The organism is Proteus faecis (assembly GCF_030286765.1).
GTDB lineage: Bacteria > Pseudomonadota > Gammaproteobacteria > Enterobacterales > Enterobacteriaceae > Proteus > Proteus faecis.
In genome coordinates, this window is record NZ_JASVWV010000001.1 from 823,255 (window position 1) to 848,753 (window position 25,499).

Annotated in this window: 26 protein-coding genes; 20 read left to right on the forward strand and 6 right to left on the reverse strand. The window is 39.8% G+C overall.

Going from position 1 to position 25,499, the window contains the following annotated elements; translation table 11 throughout:
* Positions 1-21 precede the first annotated feature (21 nt).
* Together corC and lnt are read left to right on the forward strand one after the other, a co-directional pair.
* Entirely contained in the window at positions 22-903 is an 882-nt protein-coding gene (gene corC, locus QSH13_RS03895) for a CNNM family magnesium/cobalt transport protein CorC (protein ID WP_109398166.1), read from the forward strand.
* Positions 904-910: 7 nt separating this feature from the next.
* A complete protein-coding gene (gene lnt / locus QSH13_RS03900) occupies positions 911-2,437 on the forward strand; it encodes an apolipoprotein N-acyltransferase (protein WP_109398167.1) in 1,527 nt (508 codons plus the stop codon).
* Between the two features lie 87 nt (positions 2,438-2,524).
* On the opposite strand, the gene QSH13_RS03905 is transcribed toward lnt, so the two are convergent.
* The 4 genes from QSH13_RS03905 to QSH13_RS03920 all read right to left on the reverse strand — a co-directional run bounded on the left by QSH13_RS03905 (position 2,525) and on the right by QSH13_RS03920 (position 6,272).
* Entirely contained in the window at positions 2,525-3,028 is a 504-nt protein-coding gene (locus tag QSH13_RS03905; protein WP_109398168.1) for a protein disulfide oxidoreductase, read from the reverse strand.
* Positions 3,028-3,759 (reverse strand): DsbA family protein, encoded by a 732-nt coding sequence (locus QSH13_RS03910; protein WP_109398169.1) that lies wholly within the window; start codon positions 3,757-3,759, stop codon positions 3,028-3,030. The genes QSH13_RS03905 and QSH13_RS03910 overlap by 1 nt, the downstream gene beginning before the upstream one ends.
* On the reverse strand, positions 3,759-5,798 hold the full coding sequence (locus tag QSH13_RS03915; RefSeq protein WP_286038842.1) for a protein-disulfide reductase DsbD family protein: 2,040 nt from the start codon (positions 5,796-5,798) through the stop codon (positions 3,759-3,761). Before QSH13_RS03915 ends, QSH13_RS03910 begins: the two co-directional genes overlap by 1 nt.
* An 84-nt stretch (positions 5,799-5,882) precedes the next feature.
* Positions 5,883-6,272 carry a metal resistance protein gene (locus QSH13_RS03920; RefSeq protein ID WP_196543937.1) on the reverse strand — a complete coding sequence of 130 codons (390 nt, stop codon included), beginning with the start codon at positions 6,270-6,272 and terminating at the stop codon, positions 5,883-5,885.
* A gap of 365 nt (positions 6,273-6,637) precedes the next feature.
* Between QSH13_RS03920 and QSH13_RS03925 the strand changes: the two genes are divergently transcribed.
* The 8 genes from QSH13_RS03925 to nadD all read left to right on the forward strand — a co-directional run bounded on the left by QSH13_RS03925 (position 6,638) and on the right by nadD (position 14,953).
* Complete coding sequence (locus QSH13_RS03925; RefSeq protein ID WP_286038843.1) at positions 6,638-7,531, forward strand: amino acid ABC transporter substrate-binding protein; 894 nt, start codon at positions 6,638-6,640, stop codon at positions 7,529-7,531.
* A 116-nt stretch (positions 7,532-7,647) separates the two neighbouring features.
* Complete coding sequence (locus QSH13_RS03930; protein ID WP_069370058.1) at positions 7,648-8,388, forward strand: amino acid ABC transporter permease; 741 nt, start codon at positions 7,648-7,650, stop codon at positions 8,386-8,388.
* Positions 8,388-9,062 carry a glutamate/aspartate ABC transporter permease GltK gene (gene gltK, locus QSH13_RS03935; protein ID WP_006537724.1) on the forward strand — a complete coding sequence of 225 codons (675 nt, stop codon included), beginning with the start codon at positions 8,388-8,390 and terminating at the stop codon, positions 9,060-9,062. Before QSH13_RS03930 ends, gltK begins: the two co-directional genes overlap by 1 nt.
* Entirely contained in the window at positions 9,063-9,788 is a 726-nt protein-coding gene (locus tag QSH13_RS03940) for an amino acid ABC transporter ATP-binding protein (RefSeq protein WP_109398173.1), read from the forward strand. It begins immediately after the preceding gene.
* A gap of 326 nt (positions 9,789-10,114) precedes the next feature.
* Positions 10,115-12,697 (forward strand): leucine--tRNA ligase, encoded by a 2,583-nt coding sequence (leuS, locus tag QSH13_RS03945; RefSeq protein WP_261191651.1) that lies wholly within the window; start codon positions 10,115-10,117, stop codon positions 12,695-12,697.
* Between the two features lie 12 nt (positions 12,698-12,709).
* Complete coding sequence (gene lptE / locus QSH13_RS03950; RefSeq protein WP_109398175.1) at positions 12,710-13,258, forward strand: LPS assembly lipoprotein LptE; 549 nt, start codon at positions 12,710-12,712, stop codon at positions 13,256-13,258.
* Complete coding sequence (gene holA, locus QSH13_RS03955; protein WP_109398176.1) at positions 13,255-14,289, forward strand: DNA polymerase III subunit delta; 1,035 nt, start codon at positions 13,255-13,257, stop codon at positions 14,287-14,289. Before lptE ends, holA begins: the two co-directional genes overlap by 4 nt.
* Positions 14,282-14,953 carry a nicotinate-nucleotide adenylyltransferase gene (nadD, locus tag QSH13_RS03960; protein WP_109398177.1) on the forward strand — a complete coding sequence of 224 codons (672 nt, stop codon included), beginning with the start codon at positions 14,282-14,284 and terminating at the stop codon, positions 14,951-14,953. The genes holA and nadD overlap by 8 nt, the downstream gene beginning before the upstream one ends.
* Before the next feature lie 10 nt (positions 14,954-14,963).
* Here the strand turns inward: nadD and QSH13_RS03965 are convergent, their stop codons facing one another.
* Entirely contained in the window at positions 14,964-15,710 is a 747-nt protein-coding gene (locus QSH13_RS03965; protein WP_109406516.1) for a YbgA family protein, read from the reverse strand.
* Positions 15,711-16,226: 516 nt separating this feature from the next.
* Here QSH13_RS03965 and rsfS point away from each other — a divergent pair.
* From rsfS to crcB, 10 genes are all read left to right on the forward strand, one after another.
* On the forward strand, positions 16,227-16,553 hold the full coding sequence (rsfS, locus tag QSH13_RS03970) for a ribosome silencing factor (RefSeq protein WP_006537732.1): 327 nt from the start codon (positions 16,227-16,229) through the stop codon (positions 16,551-16,553).
* Between the two features lie 2 nt (positions 16,554-16,555).
* Complete coding sequence (gene rlmH / locus QSH13_RS03975; RefSeq protein ID WP_004246050.1) at positions 16,556-17,026, forward strand: 23S rRNA (pseudouridine(1915)-N(3))-methyltransferase RlmH; 471 nt, start codon at positions 16,556-16,558, stop codon at positions 17,024-17,026.
* Positions 17,027-17,064: 38 nt separating this feature from the next.
* Positions 17,065-18,960: a peptidoglycan DD-transpeptidase MrdA gene (mrdA, locus tag QSH13_RS03980; RefSeq protein ID WP_109398180.1), complete on the forward strand. Its 1,896-nt coding sequence runs from the start codon at positions 17,065-17,067 to the stop codon at positions 18,958-18,960.
* A 5-nt stretch (positions 18,961-18,965) separates the two neighbouring features.
* Positions 18,966-20,078, forward strand: a complete 1,113-nt coding sequence (gene mrdB / locus QSH13_RS03985; RefSeq protein WP_099075876.1) for a peptidoglycan glycosyltransferase MrdB — start codon at positions 18,966-18,968, stop codon at positions 20,076-20,078.
* A 10-nt stretch (positions 20,079-20,088) separates the two neighbouring features.
* Positions 20,089-21,084 (forward strand): endolytic peptidoglycan transglycosylase RlpA, encoded by a 996-nt coding sequence (gene rlpA / locus QSH13_RS03990; RefSeq protein ID WP_109398181.1) that lies wholly within the window; start codon positions 20,089-20,091, stop codon positions 21,082-21,084.
* 121 nt (positions 21,085-21,205) lie between these two features.
* Positions 21,206-22,417, forward strand: coding sequence for a D-alanyl-D-alanine carboxypeptidase DacA (gene dacA / locus QSH13_RS03995; RefSeq protein ID WP_109398182.1), 1,212 nt, complete (start codon positions 21,206-21,208; stop codon positions 22,415-22,417).
* A gap of 200 nt (positions 22,418-22,617) precedes the next feature.
* The gene (gene ybeD / locus QSH13_RS04000; RefSeq protein WP_109398216.1) at positions 22,618-22,881 is read left to right on the forward strand and encodes a DUF493 family protein YbeD; all 264 of its coding nucleotides are present in this window, start codon (positions 22,618-22,620) and stop codon (positions 22,879-22,881) included.
* 157 nt (positions 22,882-23,038) lie between these two features.
* Entirely contained in the window at positions 23,039-23,683 is a 645-nt protein-coding gene (lipB, locus tag QSH13_RS04005) for a lipoyl(octanoyl) transferase LipB (protein ID WP_109398183.1), read from the forward strand.
* Between the two features lie 101 nt (positions 23,684-23,784).
* Positions 23,785-24,750 (forward strand): lipoyl synthase, encoded by a 966-nt coding sequence (gene lipA, locus QSH13_RS04010; RefSeq protein ID WP_075671558.1) that lies wholly within the window; start codon positions 23,785-23,787, stop codon positions 24,748-24,750.
* A gap of 13 nt (positions 24,751-24,763) precedes the next feature.
* Positions 24,764-25,138, forward strand: coding sequence for a fluoride efflux transporter CrcB (crcB, locus tag QSH13_RS04015; protein ID WP_109398184.1), 375 nt, complete (start codon positions 24,764-24,766; stop codon positions 25,136-25,138).
* Positions 25,139-25,198: 60 nt separating this feature from the next.
* On the opposite strand, the gene cspE is transcribed toward crcB, so the two are convergent.
* Positions 25,199-25,408: a transcription antiterminator/RNA stability regulator CspE gene (gene cspE, locus QSH13_RS04020; RefSeq protein ID WP_023581133.1), complete on the reverse strand. Its 210-nt coding sequence runs from the start codon at positions 25,406-25,408 to the stop codon at positions 25,199-25,201.
* Positions 25,409-25,499: the final 91 nt, after the last annotated feature.

The following is a 25,499-nucleotide window of genomic DNA, read 5'->3' on the forward strand; positions in this document are numbered from 1 at the left end:
AGGAAAAATAGTTAAAACGCCATGAGCGACGACCAATCTTCGAGTAACGATAACCCTGGTCCTAAGAAAGGGTTTCTCACACTGCTTAATCAGTGGTTCCACGGTGAACCTAAAAACCGTGATGATCTGATGGAGCTTATCCGCGATTCTGAACAGAAAGAATTAATTGATCCTGACACCCGCGACATGCTTGAAGGGGTAATGGATATTGCTGAACAACGCGTTCGGGACATCATGATCCCTCGCTCGCAAATTGTCACACTAAAACGCAATCAAACCCTTGATGAATGTTTGGATGTGATTATTGACTCAGCACACTCCCGTTTCCCTGTTATTAGCGAGGACAAAGATCATATTGAAGGCTTATTAATGGCAAAAGATTTACTGCCATTTATGCGTACTGACGCAGAGCCATTTAGTATGGATAAAGTCTTACGCTCTGCTGTTGTTGTGCCTGAAAGCAAACGAGTTGATCGCCTATTAAAAGAGTTCCGCTCTCAACGCTATCATATGGCGATTGTGATCGATGAATTTGGAGGCGTATCTGGTCTCGTCACAATTGAGGATATTCTTGAACTTATCGTAGGCGAAATTGAAGATGAGTATGACGATGAGGATGATATTGATATTCGTCCACTGAGTCGTCACGCTTACTCAGTTCGAGCTTTAACCCAGATAGAAGATTTCAATGAAGCGTTCGGGACACATTTCAGCGATGAAGAAGTTGATACTATTGGCGGTTTAGTTATGCAAGCCTTTGGTCACCTTCCTGCTCGTGGTGAAACTATTGCCATTGATAATTACCAATTTAAAGTTGTTATGGCTGATAGCCGTAAGATCATTCAGGTTTATGTGCATATTCCCGATGATGCGCCAATTCCTGAACTAGGTAATGATGCATAGGATATCAATGAATAAGATCTCTTTCTTAAACCGCCAGTGGGTTCGCGCCCTTCTGGCGGTTTTTTTCGGTGCCATTGGCACATTAGCATTTTCACCATTTGATTTTTGGCCTGCGGCGTTAATTTCATTACTTGGCTTATTACTGATAATCACGCATCGTACAACTCGTCAAGGTGCATTCCTTGGTTTTGCTTGGGGATTTGGGTTATTTGGTAGCGGTGTAAATTGGGTTTACGTCAGTATTGCTGATTTTGGTGGTATGCCGTTTGCGATAAATATCTTTTTAGTCATTTTATTAGCACTCTACTTATCACTCTATACACTGTTATTTGCAGGATTGCTGAATAAGTTTTTTCCAAAGCCAACCCTGTGGCGTTTTGTATTTGCCGCCCCTGCACTATGGCAAATCACTGAATTTTTAAGAGGCTGGGTATTATCAGGTTTCCCTTGGTTACAATTTGGCTATAGCCAAATCGATGGCCCATTAAAAGGTATTGCACCTATTTTCGGTGTCACGATGATAACGTTGCTCTTAACCGTTATTAGTGGATTAATTGCATTTACAATCTATCGTAAATCAATTTACAGCCTCGTGGTTGCACTGCTTTTATTAGTATTACCTATCAGCTTTAAATCCTATCAGTGGTATCAACCTTTGCCTGATGAAACGCAAGAAATCGCATTAGTTCAAGGCAATATTGCACAATCTTTAAAATGGGAACCGGGTACATTAGAGAGTACATTAAAAACCTATCTCACTTTAAGTCGCCCTTTTATTGGTAATGCGAATCTCATTATTTGGCCTGAATCTGCGATCCCTGATGTTGAAATTCAGCAACAACGTTTTTTAGCTGAATTGGATAAGCAGTTAAGAGAGCAAGATACCCATTTAATGACAGGAATTATTGATGCTCGGCCAACATTAGAAGGTTATCGTTTCTACAATAGTGTCATCACATTAGGTGAGCACTATGCTTATCAATATCCAGCAACCGATCGCTATAACAAACATCACCTTGTTCCTTTTGGTGAATATGTACCATTAGAATCACTATTACGTCCACTTGCGCCTTTCTTTAATTTACCGATGTCATCATTAAGCCAAGGTGAATATGTACAGCCTCAACTTACAGTCAATGATGCCAAAATAACCGCAGCGATTTGCTACGAAATTATTTTAGGTGAACAAGTCCGCGCTAATTTTAAACCTGATACACGCTTCTTATTAACGATTTCTAATGATGCGTGGTTTGGTAACTCCATTGGACCATGGCAACACTTCCAAATGGCGAGAATGCGTTCTCTTGAACTAGGAAGACCATTATTACGCTCGACAAATAACGGTATTACCGCATTCATTGCTGCCAATGGTGATGTAATCTCTCAACTGCCTCAGTTTGAAGAAGGTGCTTTAGCGGAAAAAATCACCCCAACAACAGGGTTAACCCCTTATTATAAATGGGGAAATACACCATTGTGGATAATCGTTGGATTATTTTTTATCATCGCCTTTATTAAACGCCGAGTTGAATAAAGCAAAATAAAATAACGGAATTCAATATAATCATGAATTCCGTTATTTTTAATCGATTAAAGCTTAAAATGATTGCTTGTATACCGTTCAAAAACCAGCCCACCATAAACGCAGTTTTAATCCCCACGAAGATGACCAACCGCTAGTAAACCCTACCATTTCCCCTTTATAAACAATAACAAATGAGGGTGTTGCACTAATTTCCCACTGTTGAGAAATATCCCCTCGACTATCATTTATTACCGGAAAGAGTAGTCCTTTAGAGTGAATACCGCGTTCTAACTTTGCGTTATCACCCGAACGGATCGCAACAGATGTCACATTATAGCCATCTTGCGCTAACGAATTGACTGTCGGCGTTGTGAGTTTACAAACACCACACCAAGTTGCCCAAAAATAGATTAATAAGGGCTTTTCAGCACTCAATTCAGCTAAAGAAACAACCTTATTATCAATAGTATAAAGCTCAGGTAAATTGGTTAGAGAGGGTGGCGTAGGTTGTCGCCACCAATCCATAGCAAAAGAAGCTACAACGAAAATGACAACCAGAACAAGCAGTTCTTTACTCCACTTTCGCAAGCGACTACACATTATTTTTTCACTTTAGCCAGTTGCTCTTTCACAATCACTTCTAGTTGAGCGTAATCAACAGCGCCAGGGATAACCATATCGCCAACAACCGTTGCAGGTGTACCTTGGATACCTAACTTACGAGAAAGCTCTAAATTGTTTTGTAACGCTTTTAAACTTTCATCCGTTAATTTTACTTTGCTTGTATTGGTTGTTTTCATTGCATCGTCAATACTTGCATTATCTAGCATTGTTTTCTTCTGCATTAAACGTTGGTGTAATGCTAAAAATGCTTTTGGATCTTCCTTCCAGACAGAAAGCACAGCTTGAGAGGCTTTTGCTGAACTTTCACCTTTAAATGGCAGTGGTTTAATCACCACAGCAACTTCAGGATAATCTTTTGTGATTTGTTCTAACAGTGGGTCAAAGCGTTTGCAATAAGGACAGTTATAATCAGTAAAAGAAACCAACACTAACTTAGCGTCTTTTGCACCAATACGAGGGCTTGCTGCATCGTTATATAATGCATCGTGTTCTGCATTTAATGCAGTACGGAATTGAGCTTGTTGCTCATCTGCTTTTTGCGCTTGTAATGCAGTGATAGCTTCTTCCAAAATCTCTGGATTTTTAATTAACGTATCACGAACCAGCGCGCGAACTTCTTTTTCCTGATCAGCACTTAATGCTGCAGCTTGCACATTTGCACCAAAAAGTAGCGAAGAAATAACCAGTGCCGAAAGTGTTTTTTTCATTATTGGGCTCCTTTAGCCTCTGAAAGAACTGTCAATGTTGAATCTTTATTTAAAATAGGGGGTAAAACCACGCCATCTTTATGGCAAGGCCCATAAACTTGGTTAAAAGGTACTGCAACTTGACCACGTTGTTTTAAAAACTGAGTGATCTTATCAGAGGGTTTAGTCCAATCCCCTCTTAATGCAACAACATCTGGTGCTGAAAGTGCTTCTTGGATCTCGTCTCGCAATAATACATTGTATTTGTTTGCTTTGCAGGTTACGCACCAATCTGCAGTTACATCAATAAACACACGTTTATTGTCTGCTAATGCTTGGTGTATTGCTTCTTCTGATAAAGGCTGCCAATTTATCGTATCTTGACCGGCGAGTGTTTGGCTTTCTGGTTGCTCCACAAACAAATAAGTACTTCCACCTAAAAAGAGAGCAATAATAGCCGAAATAAATACGTTTTTTTTGCCATAATGCCGTGCAATCGCTAACAATAAAAGTAAAGCAATGGCAATAAAAATAGCCATAACGATTGGCATTCCTAAGTGTGGAATAAGTAATGTAATTAGCCAAATACTGGACAACAACATCATAAAGCCTAAAACCACTCTTAGGCGATTCATCCATTTACCTGGTTTTGGTAACACTTTGGCGATAGATGGGAATATTGCCACTAAGATCCAAGGCAAACTCATTCCAATCCCGAGCGCGGTAAAAATAAGCCATAGCTCATTTAAAGGCGCAATAAGTGCATAGGCGACGGCGGTTCCTAAAAATGGCGCTGAACAAGGTGTCGCAAGTAAAGTCGCAAATGCACCTTCCCAAAAGTGCCGACTATATCCTTCGCCCCCCGCGGTTGCCATTTTGGTATTCATATCACTACTTAAACGCAGTTCAAATAATCCAAATAGATTTGCAGTAAAAATAGCAGTAACTAATACCATAAAGCCAATAAACCAAGGACTTTGGAATTGAATGCCCCAACCTAAGGCTTCTTGGCTATAACGTAAGCCCGTCATAAACAGAGCTAGCACCCAAAATGAAACTAAAATCCCTAAAACAGAAACAGAAAATTGCTTGCGAATAACCCCTTTATCCCGATTTTCAAGATGTAAAATTGATCCCATTTTCATCGCAAGTACAGGTAATACACAAGGCATCAAATTCAGAATTAAGCCGCCCAATAGTGCAAAAGCAAGAATGCTCCAAAGCCCAATACCGGAACTAGATGGTGGAACAATCTCCTCTTTTCCATGCCCTATTGTGTCATTAACTTGACGAGAAAAATCTTGGTCAGTAATAACAAAGGAAAGCGCCTTACCTGAGATATCACCAGCAGCATCCCCCCAATCATCTGTCACATCAACGGTGACAAATAGGTTTTTATCTTGATGATTTAATTTTGGAATGCCATAAAGCATACCTTCGGGGGGATCGAGATAAATATTAGGCTGACCCCAAGCACCTTGCTCTCTTTGCAAAGAAATAGTGAGTTGGCTATTGTTATAACTAGAAGAAACTGATGATATTAATCCCGTTCCAACAGGAATTTTGGCCATTGCCTGATTATATTGCCATTCAAAATCAGCAGGCACAGGTTCAGTAAGATCTAAATCTAAAGTGTAATCAGTCAGAATACAGACATTACTGCATGTTGATAAAGTTAAAACCCCTGTTAAACGATCAACATGAACAGGAGATAATTCAATGGGAAAAATAACCTGTTTATCATAACCTTGAGTGTGAATACCAGCGACATCAAAAGCTGAAGGCGAAGGCCAATGCCAATTCATAGCCCCCACATCTTGAGACCAGTTAATTTCAGGGGCAACACCACCTTCTCCAGGAGAACGCCAATACGTTTTCCACCCAGACTCAAGTTGTACTTCAAGTAACATTTTCACTTCACCTGTTGGGGACTTTTGTGCTGTCGCCCTAACTTGTGCATGAGAATTATCAGGTGTAGTTAACCAGCCTGTATCTGCAGCTTGAGAAGTAGATAAAGTAAATAGCGTGAATATAAACGCCATCATAAAAGAACGAAACATAACAACTCCCTAAAAATTCCTACAACGCTACACATAGAGCCACGTCCAAAATAGACGTGTAATCTTTTAGCTAAAAGGAAATTTCTAATCCCTCAAAATACAATAATGAAGGTGAAGTCTGATTGGAGGAGGTGGATGGTGATGTTTTTTCTGATTACGCTGACGCGATACATAGATGCCAGCCATGCTTAACAATAGCAATACAGCCCATGAATGAAAAAATGGCTCTACTGTTAATGGAGGAACAGATAATAATGATTTGGCGCTTAACTCACAGGTGGATAGTGAATAAGTGTGTTCTGTTGCGCTATTTTCATCGGCAATTGGTGTTGATAGTGGGTATTGTGTTTGAGCAACAGCCGTTACTAAGCGCTCACTAATAATGTGGGCACCTAATGAACGCTGAACAATACAACACAAAATCAGCAAAACTGTTATCACCACTAGCCAGCGACCTGACCGCCAATTACTCATAGATGTTCCTCATCAAGATGACTCGCTATCTTAGCGGTAATCTACAGACAAACAACTCCTTAAGACAAACTTTACAAATCCCTACTTAGTTTATTTTTCGCATTATCTCAAATTTCCATCTTTACCCTTTATTTCTATAAGGTTTCTACTACAATAATTTAAAATATTGAAAACAACTTCCAAAAAAATAATCAACTATATTTGATTTCATTCTTTTATTGAGAGATACCTCTCGTATTTCACAAATTGCACTTCCCAACAATATGTTATTTGTTCTATCTATTAACATTACCAAAACAAATTAAAACAAAAAAGTAACACAAAGCAAAACACAAATATCACTTATCACCACGACAGGAGTTATTATGCGCATGCGTAAACTAGCATTATCGTTAATGATCTTAGGGGCTGCAGGAGCTGTGCAGGCAGAAGAACTCACTGGAACCTTAAAGAAAATCAATGATAACGATATTATTATCGTTGGACACAGAGAATCCTCTGTTCCTTTCTCTTATTATGACAATCAACAGAAAGTGGTTGGCTATTCTCAAGACTATTCCAACCTTATTGTGCAAGCAGTCAAAGACAAAATAGGCAAACCAAACTTACAAGTTCGCCTTATTCCTATTACCTCCCAGAATCGTATTCCATTATTACAAAATGGCACATTTGATTTTGAGTGTGGCTCAACAACCAACAATGAAGCTCGTCAGCAACAAGCTAGCTTCTCTAATACTATTTTCATCGTAGGTACTCGTTTACTGACGAAAAAAGACAGTGGAATTAAAGATTTTACAGATTTGTCAGGTAAAAACGTTGTCGTAACATCAGGAACAACGTCCGAAATGTTACTTAACAAATTAAATGATGAGAAAAAGATGAATATGCGCATTATCAGCGCAAAAGATCATGGAGACTCATTCCGTACACTTGAATCAGGTCGTGCAGTTGCCTTTATGATGGATGACGCATTACTCGCTGGCGAACGTGCAAAAGCGAAAAAACCGGGTGAGTGGGAAATTGTAGGAACCCCACAATCTGAAGAAGCCTATGGCTGTATGTTGCGTAAAGATGACACTCAATTCAAAGCGTTAATTGATGAAACTATCGCTAAAGCACAACAATCAGGTGAAGCAGAAAAATCGTTCAATCGCTGGTTTAATGCACCGATCCCACCTAAAAATCTTAACTTAGAATTCACCATCTCTGATGAAATGAAAGCATTATTTGCATCACCAAATGATAAAGCTCTGAATTAAAAACATATAAGCAGTTGATGCAAAATACATAATTATAAAGTATCTGTTGGACAGACAGATCAGTGAAGTTTGGGGCAGCCGTTCCCTGCCCCTCTTTTTTCACCGGAGGTGAAATCATGTCGATTGATTGGGATTGGGGGATATTCTTCCAAGAAGCCCCTTTCGGAAACACCACATACTTAGGATGGCTGATTTCTGGCTTCCAAGTCACTATTGCCTTATCTCTATGCGCTTGGGTTATTGCCTTTCTTGTTGGTTCTTTATTCGGAATTTTACGCACTGTCCCTAATCGCTGGCTTTCAAGTTTAGGCACTGTTTATGTCGAATTATTCCGTAACGTACCACTTATTGTTCAATTCTTTACGTGGTATCTCGTCATTCCTGAGCTATTACCTCAATCTATTGGCGACTGGTTTAAAATGGACTTAGCGCCAAATGTGCAATTTTTTGTCTCATCAGCACTCTGCTTAGGTTTATTTACCGCAGCGCGTATGTGTGAACAAGTGAGAGCTGCAATAAACTCATTACCCCGAGGTCAAAAAGCCGCAGGATTAGCATTGGGTTTAACTTTACCTCAAACTTATCGCTATGTTTTATTACCCAATGCATACCGAGTCATTATCCCACCAATGACATCCGAAATGCTCAATCTCGTGAAAAACTCAGCTATTGCCTCTACTATCGGACTGATTGATATGGCAGCACAAGCAAATAAACTCCTCGATTATTCAGCAAAAGCGTATGAGTCATTCACAGCAATCACACTGGCCTATGTATTTATCAATGTCATCATAATGCTAATAATGCATTGGCTTGAAAAACGCGTTCGCTTACCCGGCACAACAGGAGGTCAATAATGTACGAATTTGACTGGAGTTCTGTTGTTCCAAGCCTACCATTTTTAGTTGATGGAATGGCTATTACACTAAAAATCACCATCACCGCTATTGTGGTCGGTATTTTATGGGGAACGGTGCTTGCTGTTATGCGACTATCGACCTTTAAGCCTATTAGCTGGTTTGCAGCCGCTTACGTTAATACCTTCCGTTCTATTCCATTAGTCATGGTATTACTGTGGTTTTATTTAATTGTGCCTAACATATTACAAAATGTTCTAGGGCTTTCACCGAAAAGTGATATCCGTTTAATTTCAGCAATGATAGCGTTCTCTTTATTTGAAGCAGCTTATTACTCTGAAATTATAAGAGCAGGTATTCAAAGTGTTAGCAAAGGACAATTTTCAGCCTCACTTGCGTTAGGTATGACCAAATCGCAAACAATGCGTTTAGTGATCCTACCTCAAGCCTTTCGAGCCATGATCCCGCTTTTACTGACTCAAGGAATTGTATTATTCCAAGATACTTCCTTAGTTTACGTTTTAAGTCTTACTGACTTTTTCAGAACAGCGGCAAATATTGGAGAACGAGATGGTACACAAGTTGAAATGATCCTTTTTGCTGGTTTTGTTTATTTCGTCATTAGCTTTGCTGCTTCAATGTTAGTGAACTTTCTTAAAAAAAGGACTACCTAGATGATTTCCCTAAAAGACGTATCTAAATGGTATGGTCAGTTTCAAGTACTGACTGAATGTTCCACTGAAGTTAAAAAGGGGGAAGTTGTTGTTGTCTGTGGACCTTCTGGCTCAGGTAAATCAACACTGATCAAGACAGTAAATGGTTTAGAGCCTATACAACAAGGCGAAATCCTTGTTAATGAAATCAAAGTCAATGACAAGCATACCGATCTTGCTAAATTACGAGCAAAAGTGGGGATGGTATTCCAACATTTTGAACTCTTCCCTCACCTCTCTATTATTGAAAATCTTACACTAGCACAAGTTAAAGTGCTTAATAGAGAAAAAGAGGCTGCAAGAGAGAAAGGGTTAAAGTTATTAGAGCGAGTGGGATTAGCAAGTCATGCTAACAAATATCCCGCGCAACTTTCTGGTGGTCAGCAACAACGTGTCGCCATCGCTCGTGCATTATGTATGGATCCTATTGCAATGTTATTTGATGAACCGACCTCAGCACTTGATCCTGAAATGATTAATGAAGTCCTTGATGTAATGGTAGAGCTTGCAAATGAAGGTATGACGATGATGGTAGTGACCCATGAAATGGGTTTTGCTAAAAAGGTTGCTGACCGTATTATTTTTATGGATGAAGGTCGAATAGTAGAAGATAGACCTAAAAACGACTTTTTTGATAATCCAAAATCAGCACGAGCAAAAGATTTCCTCGCTAAAATTCTGCACTAATTGCCACTTTCCCTCTGCTGGCGTGCTTTTTTAGCACGTCAGCCCCAAATAATAATTTCGATTAACCTCGCAACTAAATATCAAAAAACCTTATTTTTTTGCAATATCACTATTGTTTTTTCAGAAAATACGCATTTATTGTCTTTTTGTTTTAACTCTTTCCAAGATATCTCGCAATTGTCTTGAAAAAGTTATGCAAACAGTGACTTTCATTAAGATCAATAGTTGTGGCTATTAGACAAAATCAGCTATGCTATGCAAGTCTTAATTTCATAATAGCGGTTACCCTCCGGTAGCCATTAATTCACCATAGGATTATCGGTGCCATGCAAGAACAATATCGTCCCGAAGATATAGAGCAAACTATCCAGGAACACTGGGAAAAGAACAACACATTTAAAGTGACAGAAGATAATAACAAAGAAAAATATTACTGCCTGTCAATGCTACCTTATCCTTCTGGCCGACTACACATGGGACACGTCCGTAACTACACCATTGGTGACGTGATTTCCCGTTATCAACGTATGCAAGGTAAAAACGTCTTACAACCTATTGGTTGGGATGCATTTGGCTTACCTGCAGAAGGTGCCGCTGTAAAAAATAATACCGCTCCAGCGCCGTGGACTTACGAAAATATCAATTATATGAAAAACCAGTTAAAGAAACTGGGTTTTGGTTATGATTGGGATCGTGAAGTCACAACCTGTACCCCCGAATATTATCGTTGGGAACAGTGGTTCTTTACTAAGTTATATGAAAAAGGTTTAGTTTATAAAAAGACCTCTGCTGTTAACTGGTGTCCACACGATTTAACTGTTTTAGCCAATGAACAAGTTATCGATGGCTGTTGCTGGCGCTGTGATACCCCTGTTGAGCGTAAAGAAATTCCACAGTGGTTTATCAAAATTACTCAATATGCAGAAGAGCTGTTAAACGATTTAGATACGTTAGATGAGTGGCCTGAACAAGTTAAGACCATGCAACGTAACTGGATAGGTCGTTCCGAAGGTGTCGAAATTAAATTTGATGTTGCTGATAGTGACGACACAATGACCGTATATACAACGCGTCCAGATACATTTATGGGCGTTACTTATGTTGCAGTTGCAGCAGGTCACCCATTAGCGCAAAAAGCTGCTCAAAATAATCCTGAAGTTCAACACTTCATTGATGAATGCCGTAACATGAAAATGGCTGAAGCCGATATGGCAACAATGGAGAAAAAAGGGATTGCTACGGGTCTTTATGCAATTCATCCATTAACTAAAGAGAAAGTAGCTATTTGGGTTGCTAACTTTGTATTAATGGAATACGGCACAGGTGCTGTCATGGCAGTTCCAGGCCATGATGAACGTGACTGGGAATTTGCAACTAAATACAACTTGCCAATTAAAGCTGTTATTGCAGATGCTGAAGGTAATCAACCTGACTTATCTGAAGGCGCATTAACCGAGAAAAATAGCCTGATTAATTCGGGTGAATTCTCTGGATTAGACAACCAAGCTGGCTTTAATGCAATTGCAGATAAACTAGCACAAATGGGTGTTGGCGAGCGCAAAGTTAACTACCGTTTACGTGACTGGGGGGTTTCTCGTCAACGTTACTGGGGAGCGCCAATTCCAATGGCTACCTTAGAAGACGGTACTGTTGTTCCTGTTCCTGAAGATCAACTGCCAGTTATTCTGCCAGAAGATGTTAAAATGGACGGGATCACCAGCCCAATTAAAGCAGATCCAGAGTGGGCAAAAACCACAATCAATGGTCAGCCAGCGTTACGTGAAACTGATACTTTTGACACCTTTATGGAGTCGTCTTGGTATTATGCTCGCTATACCTGCCCTGATTACGATAAAGGCATGTTAGATCCAAAAGCCGCTAACTATTGGTTACCTGTTGACTGGTATATTGGTGGTATTGAACACGCTATCATGCACTTAATGTATTTCCGCTTCTTCCATAAACTGATGCGTGATGCTGGTTTAGTGAACTCAGATGAACCTGCAAAACGCTTACTGTGTCAAGGCATGGTATTAGCTGATGCATTCTATTACACAGGTGAAGATGGTGCTCGTCATTGGGTATCTCCTGCTGAAGCTATAGTTGAACGTGATGAGAAAAACCGCATCATAAAAGCGACTGACAGTGAAGGTCATGAACTGACTTATGCTGGCATGAGCAAAATGTCTAAATCTAAAAATAACGGTATCGATCCACAAACTATGGTTGAACGTTATGGTGCCGATACTGTTCGTTTATTTATGATGTTTGCTGCTCCACCAGAATTAACACTGGAATGGCAGGAGTCTAGTGTTGAAGGCGCAAACCGTTTCTTACGTCGTTTATGGCGTTTAGTTCACGAGCACACTCAAAAAGGAGCGACACAGTCTCTTGATCTTTCTGCATTAACAGAAGAACAAAAAGATTTACGTCGCGACTTACATAAAACGATTGCAAAAGTATCTGATGACGTAGGTCGTCGCTTAGCCTTTAACACCGCGATTGCCGCCATTATGGAGTTAATGAATAAATTAACTCGTGCAACACAAGAAACAGAACAAGATCGTGCTTTAATGCAAGAAGCATTAGAAGCGATTGTTCGTATGCTTTCTCCAATTATCCCTCATGCTTGTTTTGTTATGTGGCAGGCATTAGGTGGAAAAGAGGACGTTGATGTTGCACCATGGCCGGTTGCTGATGAAGAAGCAATGATCGATGACACCAAGCTAATTATCGTTCAAGTGAATGGTAAAGTGCGTGGTCGAGTCACTGTTCCGGCTAATTCAGAAAAAGAATATGTTCAGGAAATGGCGACAAAAGAGTACAGTGTTGCTAAATATTTGGAAAATGTGACTGTTCGTAAAGTCATCTATGTTCCAGGAAAATTACTGAACATCGTTGTTGGCTGATAAGGAGGCCTAGTGCGATATCTACTTTCGCTATTTTTCGGTTTAGCGGTGTTAATCACCGCTGGCTGTGGTTTTCACCTTCAGGGTAAAACTCAGGTTCCAGCAGAATTAAAAACGCTTTATCTTAGCTCTGGTGACCCTTATGGCCCATTATCTCGTATAATGCGTCAACAACTTAGACTTAATGATGTTCAGCTTGTTGAAAACCCAACAGCGAATATCCCTATTCTTAAAATTGTCGGTTCATCAGAAAGTAAAGAGACCGTTTCTGTGTATCAAGACGGTAAATCAGCAGAACGTCAGTTAACATTTGTGCTTGATGCGCAAGTGATTATGCCTGATGGTACGATTTACCCAATTTCATCACAGGTTTCACGCCCATTCTTCGATAACCCATTAGAAGCATTAGCGAAAGATGCTGAAAATGAGATTATCAAGCAAGAGATGCGTGAACAAGCGACAGCAATATTAGTGCGTAAATTATTGGTTGTTCACAATGCTGAACGCCAAAAAGCCGCACAAACTGAGCAGGCAAAACAGATAATCTCACCAGCCAAATGATCCGCTTATATCCAGAACAACTGAATGCGCAGCTCCAAGAGGGGCTGCGTCAAAGTTATCTACTTTGGGGTAATGAACCTCTGTTACTCCAAGAGTCTCAAGATGCTATTCAATCCGTCGCTAAATCCCAAGGATTTAGTGAACATTATCAATTTACCCTTGATAATAATACGGACTGGAATGAAATTTACTCACTTTGTCAATCACTCAGTCTTTTTTCTCAAAGGCAATCTCTTTTGCTGCATTTACCTGAAAATGGCCCTAATGCAGTAATGTCGGAGAAACTCACTCGCCTATCTCAAGAATTACATCAAGATTTATTGTTGATTTTACGTGGCAATAAACTCACAAAAGCCCAAGAAAACAGTGAATGGTTTAAAACATTAAGCCAACATGGAACCTATGTGTCTTGTCTGACACCTGAGCTTGATAAATTACCTAATTGGGTTGCACGTCGAGCAAAACAAAAAGGATTAGCGCTAGATGAACAAGGTAATCAATTACTTTGCTACTGTTATGAAGGAAATTTACTGGCACTAGCACAAGCCATCGAGCGCCTTTCTCTATTGTACCCTGATGGTAAGCTAACACTTCCAAGAGTAGAAGCAGCGGTCAATGACGCGTCACATTTTACCCCTTATCACTGGGTTGATGCATTACTGACAGGAAAAACACAACGTGCATGGCATATCTTGCAACAACTCAAAAGAGAAGATAGCGAACCTGTTATTTTACTCAGAACATTACAACGTGAGTTAATGCAATTGATTACGCTACATCGTGAATCTAAAACGGCTTCGTTAAAAACAATTTTTGATAAACATCGAATTTGGCAAAACCGGCGCCCAATTTTCACAGCGGCATTACAGCGTTTATCCGAGCATCAACTACTAACCGCAATACGCTTATTAGCCAATATAGAAATGACCATTAAACAAGATTATGGTCAGACCGTTTGGCCATCACTTAGTGCATTAGGTTTATTACTCTGTGGAAAAGCATTACCAGAAGGATTTGTAAGTCATGCCTAAAACTAATCAAGCCACACCTTTAATTAATCAAGCTATCGCCTTATACGGGGGCACATTTGATCCGATTCACTATGGGCATCTACGCCCTGTAGAAGCACTTTCAGGGTTGATTGGTTTAAAGGAGGTGATTTGGCTACCTAACAACATTCCTCCTCATCGCCCTCAACCAGAGGCATCTTCTCAACAACGTCTTGATATGGTGCGGCTTGCTCTTGAACCCTATTCCTCATTTAAAGTGGACACCCGTGAGCTTGAGAAACCAACTCCATCTTATACTATTGAGACATTAAGAGATTTCAGGCTAGAAATTGGCGATAAACAACCTTTAGCCTTTATTATTGGTCAAGATTCATTGCTTTCAATTAACACATGGCATCAGTGGGATGAACTATTGGATGTATGCCATTTGCTTGTTTGCGCGCGTCCCGGTTATCAAACGCATTTCGAAAACACACAAATGCAAACTTGGTTAATCCAGCATCAAACAAAACAGCAAGAAGATATTCATTGCTTACCTTCAGGAAAAATTTTTCTGGCTGATACTCCTCTTTATAATATTTCAGCAACAGATATTCGAGCCCGCCATAAAGCGGGATTAGATTGCCACGATTTACTACCAAATGCTGTTGAAAACTATATCCGCCAACACCAACTCTATAAATAAATTATTATTTCTAAAGTTGTTCTCTTAGATAATCAAAAGCTTGCGGATAAGGTGAGAAGTAGCGTTGATGAATCAAATAATCATCAGGGTAAACACTTAACCAATATTGAAGTAAGTTATAAGGCTTGGAAAAAGGTATAACACATTGACGATATAACAAAATTGTCTGTGACATTTCTTGTTTCTGTTGCGAACTCAAATCTCGTTTAAAATACCCAGCCATATGCATTAATGCATTCGTTTGCCCTTCTCGATTTGGCGCAACGCTTAATGCTCTCATTAGCTTTTGTTGATATTTCGATGCTATTTCATCGAGAGAAATTTCATCAGAAAGATTAGCGATATAACGCCCTAATTCTCGATAAGCTACTTGAGAATAAGCCATAATTAAATATTTATACCGACTATGAAACTTAATCAAAGCCCCTTTACTTAATGATTGGCTAACCTGTTGTTGGTAATCGAATAGTGTAAAGAACTGAGTAAGAAAATGGTCAAGAATAATAGGCTGTAAAAGTTGCTCAAGACTTAATTGAGGTAAAATAAAATTTGATGGTGAAACAATACTGTCTCCCGCTTTGCCGATATAACCATAAATCGGCAACAGATAATCTCTGTTTTGGGGATCTATCTGCATAATGTCTATTTTTTCATCTTTAATGGTGTGACAAAGTAACGCTAACTTTTCTTGTAATTGGTGATCGCTGTTACTCATAATTTCTGAAGATATCCCGAGATAATTCACTTTTCTTTCCATTCTTTTTCTCTCCAATTAAAAAGTCTGAGCATTACACGGTATAATCTGAACCTAACAAAGTAAAAACACACCTAATTAGGTGTTTGATGAGCATTGACAGACGAGGTTTAGCTGTTATTCTCACCCACTGTTCCCTTAAGGGAACTGTAAGGTAAAACTGTCGTCTAAATGGAAAAGTTCTTATCTGCCTTCTTTTTGTTATTTATTATGACGCAGTTAATGGACATATATGAATTTTTCTAAATCAAACGTCGAAAAACAAGAAAATGAGATTTATGTTCTTGTTATTGCTAACTGGAATTAATCATCCAGTAAAATAGATTTATTGGTATAAATTCCTTTAAAATAGCATTCATATTCTAAATAATTTGAGGCGCAGTTAGACAACCATTGGAGTAAGTCGCTAGAAGTATACCCAAGTATATAACTAGTGCGAATAAATGTAGTCAACAACGCTGCAGCTTAAAGTATCACGAGTATGTTATTTTTCGGTTGAATTAACTCATTAGATTAAAGGTGATCCTTTTGCAAGGTTCTGAATTACAGCAATTTATTATTGATAAACTTGAAGACTCTAAAGCTCAAGACATTATTGCATTAGATGTCCGCGGAAAATCAAGTGTAACGGATTACATGATTATTTGTACAGGTACATCAAGCAGACATCTTATGTCTGTTGCAGATAATCTCGTTGATGATTGCCGCGAAGCGGGATTACAACCTTTAGGTGTTGAAGGACAAGGCGTTTCTGATTGGATAGTCGTTGATCTTGGTGAAGCCATGGTACACGTCATGCAAGAAGATAGTCGCCGTATGTACGAACTTGAAAAACTCTGGAGCTGAGTTTGAAATTACAGCTCATTGCCGTTGGTACAAAAATGCCGGACTGGATACAGACCGGCTTTATGGATTATCTTAATCGATTCCCTAAAGACATGCCTTTAGAACTTATCGAGATCCCCGCAGGCAAGCGTGGAAAGAATGCGGATATCAAACGTATTCTCGAAAAAGAAGGTGAACAAATGTTAGCTGCAGTAGGTAAAGGAAATCGTATCGTCACTCTCGATATTCCTGGCGCTCGCTGGGATACGCCAAAACTTGCAGAACAACTCGATCGATGGAAACTTGATGGTAGAAATGTCAGCTTACTCATTGGAGGCCCTGAAGGATTAGCACCTGCGTGTAAAGCTGCGGCTGAACAAAGCTGGTCTTTATCTCCTTTAACAATGCCACATCCCCTTGTTCGTGTCGTGGTTGCAGAAAGCCTTTATCGAGCATGGAGCATTACCACAAACCATCCTTATCATCGTGAATAATCAATAAATTGGCGGGTCAGTAAGTGAAGTCAAATGGGATGAAAAGAAAAAAACGTACCCCGTTTCGAGATTATACTGCGGAATCAAAGTTATTTATCCGTCGTGTGATTGTCGCATTTTCAGTAATTATTATATTGAGTGGTATTTTGGTTTTTAACCTCAATCACTTACAGATCACTCGCCATGATGATTATCAAACACGTTCAAATGATAACCGAATTAAATTAGTACCAATTGCGCCGAGCAGAGGCATTATTTACGACCGCAAAGGTATCCCTCTTGCACTCAATCGTACTATCTATCAATTAGAAGTTGTGCCTGAAAAGGTAGAAAACTTACAAGAAACACTTGAAAGTTTGAGAGATGTTATTGACTTAACTGATGAAGATATTGCTGCATTCGAAAAAGAGCGCAAGCGCTCGCGCCGATTTAGCTCTATTGCCTTAAAAACAACTTTAAGCCAAGTACAAGTCGCCCGTTTCGCTATCAACCAATACCGCTATCCTGGCTTAGAAATTAAAGGTTATCAACGTCGTTATTATCCTTATGGCTCAGCATTAACGCATGTGATTGGTTATGTTGCGAAAATTAACGATAAAGATGTTGAACGCCTTGATAAAGAAGGTTTATCACCTAACTATGCAGCGACTCACGATATCGGTAAGTTAGGCATCGAACGTTATTATGAGTCTGTTTTACATGGCACTACGGGCTATGAAGAAGTTGAAGTTAATAGCCGTGGTCGAGTTATTCGCCAATTACACGAACAGCCGCCACAGGCCGGTAAAGATATCTATCTTACCATCGACCTTGAACTGCAAACCTATATTGAAGAACTACTCACCACAAGTCGAGCTGCAGTTGTAGTAACCGATCCTCGTAATGGTGAAATTTTAGCGCTTGTATCAAACCCTAGTTATGATCCTAACTTATTTGTCGGCGGAATATCGAACACCGATTATCAAGGGTTACTAAATAACCCAGATAGACCACTGATCAACCGTACAACCCAAGGTCTTTATCCGCCGGCATCAACTGTGAAACCGTTTATGTCTGTTGCGGCATTAAGTGAAGGTGTCATTACAGCCAATACAACAATTCATGATCCCGGTTGGTGGCAACTTCCGGGATCTGAAAAACGTTATCGAGATTGGAAACGTTGGGGACATGGAAAACTTAATGTTACAAAGTCTATCGTAGAATCTGCCGATACCTTCTTCTACCAAGTTGCTTATGATATGGGGATTGATCGCATATCAACTTGGATGAGTCGCTTTGGTTATGGTGAATATACAGGTATTGATTTATCTGAAGAGCGTAATGGGATCATGCCAACACGTGAATGGAAACAGCAACGTTATAAAAAACCTTGGTATCAAGGTGACACAATCCCTGTAGGAATTGGGCAAGGCTATTGGACAGCAACCCCCATTCAAATGGCGAAAGCGTTAATGACATTGATTAATGACGGCCAAGTTAAAACCCCTCACCTGCTTTACGGTACAAAACTTGGCAATGAAATGGTGCCTTATGTTGATAAGGAAACACGCCAAATTGGTGATATCAACTCCGGTTATTGGGAATTAGCAAAACACGGTATGTATGGTGTGGCTAACTTCCCAAATGGTACAGGTCGCCGAAGTTTTGCTGATGCGCCTTATAAAGTCGCTGCAAAATCGGGGACTGCGCAGGTGTTCAGTTACGAAACCTACAACGCGAGCCAATTGGCTGAACATCTTCGTGACCACAAATTGATGATTGCCTTTGCACCTTATGATAACCCAACCATAGCCATCTCTATTATTCTAGAAAATGGCGGTGCCGGCCCTTCTGTTGGTGATATTACAAGACAAATTCTTGACCATATTCTCCTTGGTGATAACAACACGGTATTGCCAGCGTCTCCACCAGCACCGCGTGGTTCAGAGGAATAATACTTATGACTGAAAATAACAAGAAAAAATCCTTCTGGACACGGATCCATATCGATCCTCTATTCTTACTTTGTATTATTGCTTTATTAGGATACAGCGCATTTATTATGTGGAGTGCCAGTGGGCAAGATCCAGAAATGATGCAACGTAAGTTAGGACAGATTGCAATGGGTTTTATGATCATGATAGTCATGGCACAAATCCCGCCGAGAGTCTATGAAAGCTGGGCTCCGCATCTCTATTTCTTTTGTGTTATTTTACTTATTCTTGTTGATGTCTTTGGTCAAATCAGTAAAGGGGCTCAACGTTGGCTAGATTTAGGCATTGTGCGTTTTCAACCGTCAGAAATCGCTAAAATAGCCGTGCCTTTAATGGTCGCTCGATTTATGAATCGCGATGTGTGCCCTCCGACATTACGTAATACAGCCATTGCTCTGGTACTTATTTTTGTGCCAACTTTATTAGTCGCAGCGCAGCCTGACTTAGGAACCTCTATTCTTGTTGCTGCCTCAGGATTATTTGTCCTTTTCCTAGCCGGAATGAGTTGGCGTCTTATTACTGTGGCTATAATTCTTGTTGCTGCCTTTATCCCCATACTTTGGTTTTTCCTCATGCATGATTACCAACAAGCACGGGTAATGATGCTTCTTGATCCCGAATCAGACCCACTTGGCGCAGGATATCATATCATCCAATCTAAAATTGCCATTGGTTCTGGTGGATTACATGGAAAAGGATGGTTACAAGGCACTCAATCTCAATTAGAATTCTTACCAGAGCGCCATACAGACTTTATTTTTGCTGTATTAGCTGAAGAACTTGGATTAATTGGTGTTTTGATACTACTGACTCTTTATATACTCTTAATCGCGCGAGGTCTTTACCTTGCAACGAAAGCACAAAACACATTTGGTAGAGTCATGATTGGTGGATTAATGCTAATTTTCTTTGTCTATGTCTTTGTTAACATAGGAATGGTGAGTGGCATCCTTCCTGTTGTGGGTGTTCCGTTACCGCTGATGAGTTATGGAGGCTCGGCTCTTATTGTGTTAATGGCTGGGTTTGGTATCGTGATGTCGATTCACACACACCGAAAACTACTATCAAAAAGTTTATAACGAGGTTTTTATGCGTCTGCAATGGGTTTTGATTGGTATCAGTGCATTGCTACTGTCAGGGTGTGTTATTGATAAGCCAAATACCAATAAACAACCAGCACCATTACCGAATGTGCCAGCTCAACGTGTTCTCGGTGCAGAGCCACGTTACGAGCCTTATCATCCTACGGCAAATCAAGATTACCGAAAAAATGGAGTGATTTACCGTATCGTGACGGATCCAGCAAATTTCAGTGAGCGAGGAGAAGCGATTGTCTATGATAGTTTAGCGATGAGCCGTTTAACTACCATTGGTGAGCGCGTTAATCCCTATGAGTTTGCCGTTGCGCATCCTACATTACCGATCCCAAGCTATGCGAAAATCACAAACTTGATCAATGGACGCACAATGGTTGTACGCATTAACGACCGTGGCCCTTATGTTAATGGAAAACAAATCCAAGTCACTCCTGCGGTTTCTGATAGCTTACGTTTAATGCCGACAACCCCATTACTTATTGAAGGGATTGTTGTTGATCAAACTGGCCATATGAGCGGTATTGGTACACATGGTGCGCAAATAGAAAAGAAAACAACGGCATTACCTGAGCGCCCTAATTTTAATGCTCAACCCGCTGCACCTGCGCCATTAACAACATCAACGCCTACCAACAACAATATGCCAGTTGAGCCATCTGCCCCAACTCCAGTTCTAGCAAAAACGTCAACTCCAGTGCCAGTTCCAACGCCAGTAGAGACGGAAACAAAAACATCAAAACCAGCATTATCGGCAAATTCCATAGCACAAGGTTTTTATGTCCAAGTCAGCGCTCTCAGTAACGAAAATAATGCACAGTTTTTGCTCAATGATTTATCGTCATTATTTAACACACAAGGTGTGATCAATAAAACAGATGGATTATATAAAGTACAACTCGGCCCTTATTCATCTAAAGAGCAAGCCGAAACGATAAAAAACAAGCTAAAACAAGTTAAAAATGTCACTGGGTTTATTATTACCCAATAAAAGATAATGTTACGTAAAATTCTTTTTATATCAGCAAATTCAAGCGTAGAATCATCCGGATTTGCTGATATTTTATTTATCGGTTCCTATTTTTCCCTGAATTTTGGATAAAACAAACAGAATGAAACAGATACTCCCAGCAAAATTACTAAGAACAAGCTTATTAAGTGCCACTTTTGCCTTACTCGCAGTAAGTCATCAAGGTATTGCAGAAGATTCCCTAAAAACAATGATACCCGCTGTTCCTAGTATCGAAGCCGAATCTTATATTCTGATTGATTATAATTCTGGGAAAGTACTGGCTGAAATGAATGCTGATGTTCGCCGTGATCCTGCTAGTTTAACCAAGATGATGACCAGCTATGTTATTGGTCAATCTATTCGGGCTGGTAAAATATCTAATAGCGATATTGTACCTATTGGTGAAGAAGCATGGGCAACGGGTAATCCTATTTTTCGTGGCTCTTCTTTAATGTTCTTAAAACCAGGTGATCAAGTTACTGTTGCACAGTTAACACGTGGTATTAACTTACAATCAGGTAATGATGCTTGTGTCGCAATGGCCTCTTATGTTGCAGGCAGCCAAGATACATTTGTAACTATGATGAACGATTACGTTAAACGTCTAGGTTTACAAAATACACAATTCCAAACCGTTCATGGTCTTGATGCCCCGGGACAATACAGCTCGGCTCGTGATATGGCACTAATCGGTGCTGCATTAATTCGCGACGTACCGGATGAATATGCCATCTATAAAGAAAAAGAGTACACTTACAACAATATCCGCCAAACTAACCGAAATGGCTTGTTGTGGGATACCAGTTTAAACGTTGATGGTATTAAAACAGGTCATACTGCATCCGCTGGCTATAATCTTGTCGCCTCTGCAACTGAAGGCAATATGCGTTTAATTTCTGCCGTTATGGGCGGTCACTCACCTAAAGGCCGTGATGCCGAAAGTAAAAAACTGCTTACTTGGGGTTTTCGTTTCTTTGAAACCGTAAAACCATTGCAAGTGGGTAAAGAATTTGCGGCAGAGCCTATCTGGTATGGTGAAACAGATAAAGTACAATTAGGGGTAGATAAAGATGTTTATTTAACTATTCCTCGTGGCCGTTTAAAAGATTTAAAAGCAAGCTATGTTCTTGATAATGTAGAATTACATGCACCAGTAACTAAAAACCAAGTTGTAGGAACAATTAATTTCCAACTTGATGGACAAGTTATTGAACAGCGCCCGCTTGTTGTGATGAATGAAGTAAAAGAAGGTGGTTTCTTTAGCCGTATTATCGACTATATCAAATTATTATTCTCACACTGGTTTGGCTAAGACTTGAAAAAGGTAAATGTGGCCACATATAACTTTTATACAGATATTGGCAAAGACACATTTACCACTCTTATATTTACCCTAATTACCAGTATCGCATTCCTTATTATATAAGGAATGCGCTTTTTATTTGCTAAGATTAGGTGTAGAAATAAATTATTAAAACAACAGCACCTGTTGTCTTAAGGAATTACATTATGATGAAAACAAAATTAAACGAGTTGTTAGAGTTCCCATGTTCTTTCACTTATAAAGTGATGGGTCATGCAAAACCTGAATTAGTCGAGCAAGTTGTTGAAGTCATTCAACGCCATGCTCCTGGTGATTACACACCTTCAGTGAAACCAAGTAGCAAAGGTAATTACCACTCTGTTTCTATTACCATCAACGCAACTCATATCGACCAAGTAGAAACGTTATATAAAGAATTAGGTGAACTTGAATTAGTCCGTATGGTTCTATAACCTTTTCTTTTAATCGATGACTTTTTAAAAGCGCCTTTCATTAAGGCGCTTTTTCTTCTACATCTCCTCATTTTTATCTCAACCTTGGAAAAAAAACATCTCAATCTGGTAGTTCATTTGCTGGGGCGTTATACTGCCCTTCACAATTACGCTACAAATGAAGATTTTCACGGTGCAAGACAAGACAATCATTATTCGCCAATTAGGTGTGAAACCCTATTTACCGGTTTCTGATTCTATGCATCAGTTTACGGAAAAACGGGAAAGTCATACTCCTGATGAAATATGGCTCGTTCAACATGAACAGGTTTTTACCCAAGGCCAAGCAGGTAAAGCAGAACACTTATTAAATACAGGGACTATCCCTGTTATTCAGTCTGATCGTGGAGGTCAAGTGACTTATCATGGTCCTGGTCAGCAAGTGATGTATGTTTTAATTGATTTAAAACGCAATCATATAGGTGTTCGTCAATTAGTCACTGCTCTTGAAAACACTGTTATTGATACACTGGCAGAGTTTAATGTAGAGGCTTATGCTCGTGCTGATGCGCCCGGTGTTTATGTGAAGGGTGATAAAATTTGCTCTTTAGGATTACGTATTCGTAAAGGTTGCTCCTTTCATGGACTTGCGCTCAATATCGATATGGATTTATCCCCTTTTGCACGAATAAATCCTTGTGGTTATTCTGATCTCAAAATGACGCAGTTAATTGATTTTGCACCGAATACGACAACGACACAGGTAGCACCGTTATTAGTTAAGCATTTTTGTACACATCTAGGATTTCAACCACAGCAATAAAAATGCTATAATTTTTTTAACATTTATCATATTTTTTTAAAACCCTGATTACCTCAGTCACATCGTGTTAATCACTCTAGATAACTGGAACTGGCACAATTATGAGTAAACCTATTCAGATGGAACGCGGAGTTAAATATCGCGACGCCGATAAAATGGCACTTATTCCTGTTAAAACAGTCGCTACAGAACGAGAACAACTGCTACGCAAACCTGATTGGATGAAAATAAAGCTACCCGCTGACTCAAGTAAAATACAGGGTATCAAAGCAGCGATGCGTAAAAATGGTCTTCATTCAGTCTGTGAAGAAGCCTCTTGCCCTAACCTTGCAGAATGCTTTAACCATGGAACGGCAACCTTTATGATTTTAGGGGCAATCTGTACACGCCGTTGCCCATTCTGCGATGTCGCTCATGGCCGACCAAATGCGCCCGATCCACAAGAGCCTGAGAAACTCGCTCAAACAATCAAAGATATGGGATTACGCTACGTCGTAATTACTTCCGTAGACCGTGACGATTTACGTGATGGCGGTGCTCAGCATTTTGCGGATTGTATTGCAGCAATTCGAGCAAAAAATCCAACCATCCGTATTGAAACATTAGTTCCTGATTTCCGTGGTCGTATGGATAAAGCACTTGAGATCCTCACGGACACACCACCTGATGTCTTTAATCATAACTTAGAGAACGTTCCTCGTGTTTACCGTCAAGTACGTCCAGGTGCTAACTATCAATGGTCATTGACTTTGTTAGAGCGCTTTAAGCAAGCTCACCCAGATATTCCCACTAAGTCGGGTTTAATGGTCGGTCTTGGGGAAACCAACGAAGAAATTATTGACGTTATGCGTGATCTGCGTAAACATGGGGTAACGATGCTGACTTTAGGGCAATATTTACAGCCAAGTCGTCACCATCTTCCTGTTCAACGCTACGTCAGTCCTGACGAGTTTGAATATATGAAAGAGCAAGCACTCGCGATGGGCTTTACCCATGCTGCTTGTGGGCCGTTTGTTCGCTCCTCTTATCATGCAGATCTTCAAGCTCAGGGGATTGAGGTTAAATAACAATTAATTTCTCATGCTTAATATTGCAATTGCTGTATTTATAGGTGGTGGTTTAGGTAGCGTATTACGCTGGCTAATTAGCTACCGCCTAAATTCTATTTTTCCTCATTTTGCCACAGGCACCTTTATTGCTAACTGTATTGGTGCTTTTATTATTGCCTTTGGTATCGCTTGGTTTAGCAAAGCCCCAAATATTGATCCTATTTGGAAAATTATGCTAACTACGGGCTTTTGTGGCGGTCTGACAACATTTTCAACCTTTTCTGTCGAAGTTGTCGCACTCTTAACTGAAGGGAAGATAGGATGGGCGCTAAGTACGATGGGTGCTAACTTAGCGGGTTCATTTTTAATGACCGCATTTGCGTTTTGGTTATTACGAGAAATGTAATACTCAGAATATAAAAACCCGTTAAACAACGGGTTTTTACTGTCTCAAAGAAGTCGTTAATTAGATAGCGACAACGTTTGCAGCAGATGGCCCTTTCGCGCCGTCAGTAACTTCAAACTCTACTTTTTGACCTTCAGCAAGGGTTTTAAAGCCTTCTGATGTAATAGCGGAAAAGTGTACAAATACATCTTTGCTGCCATCTTCTGGAGTGATAAAACCAAAACCTTTAGTTTCGTTAAACCACTTAACGTTACCTTTTAATTTAGACATCAAGTTTACCTTTAAAATAGAAAATAAACGCAAGCGTTTTGCGTTAGCTATAGTAAAACAAAAATGATGATTCCCTGTCCACAGTCTAGAT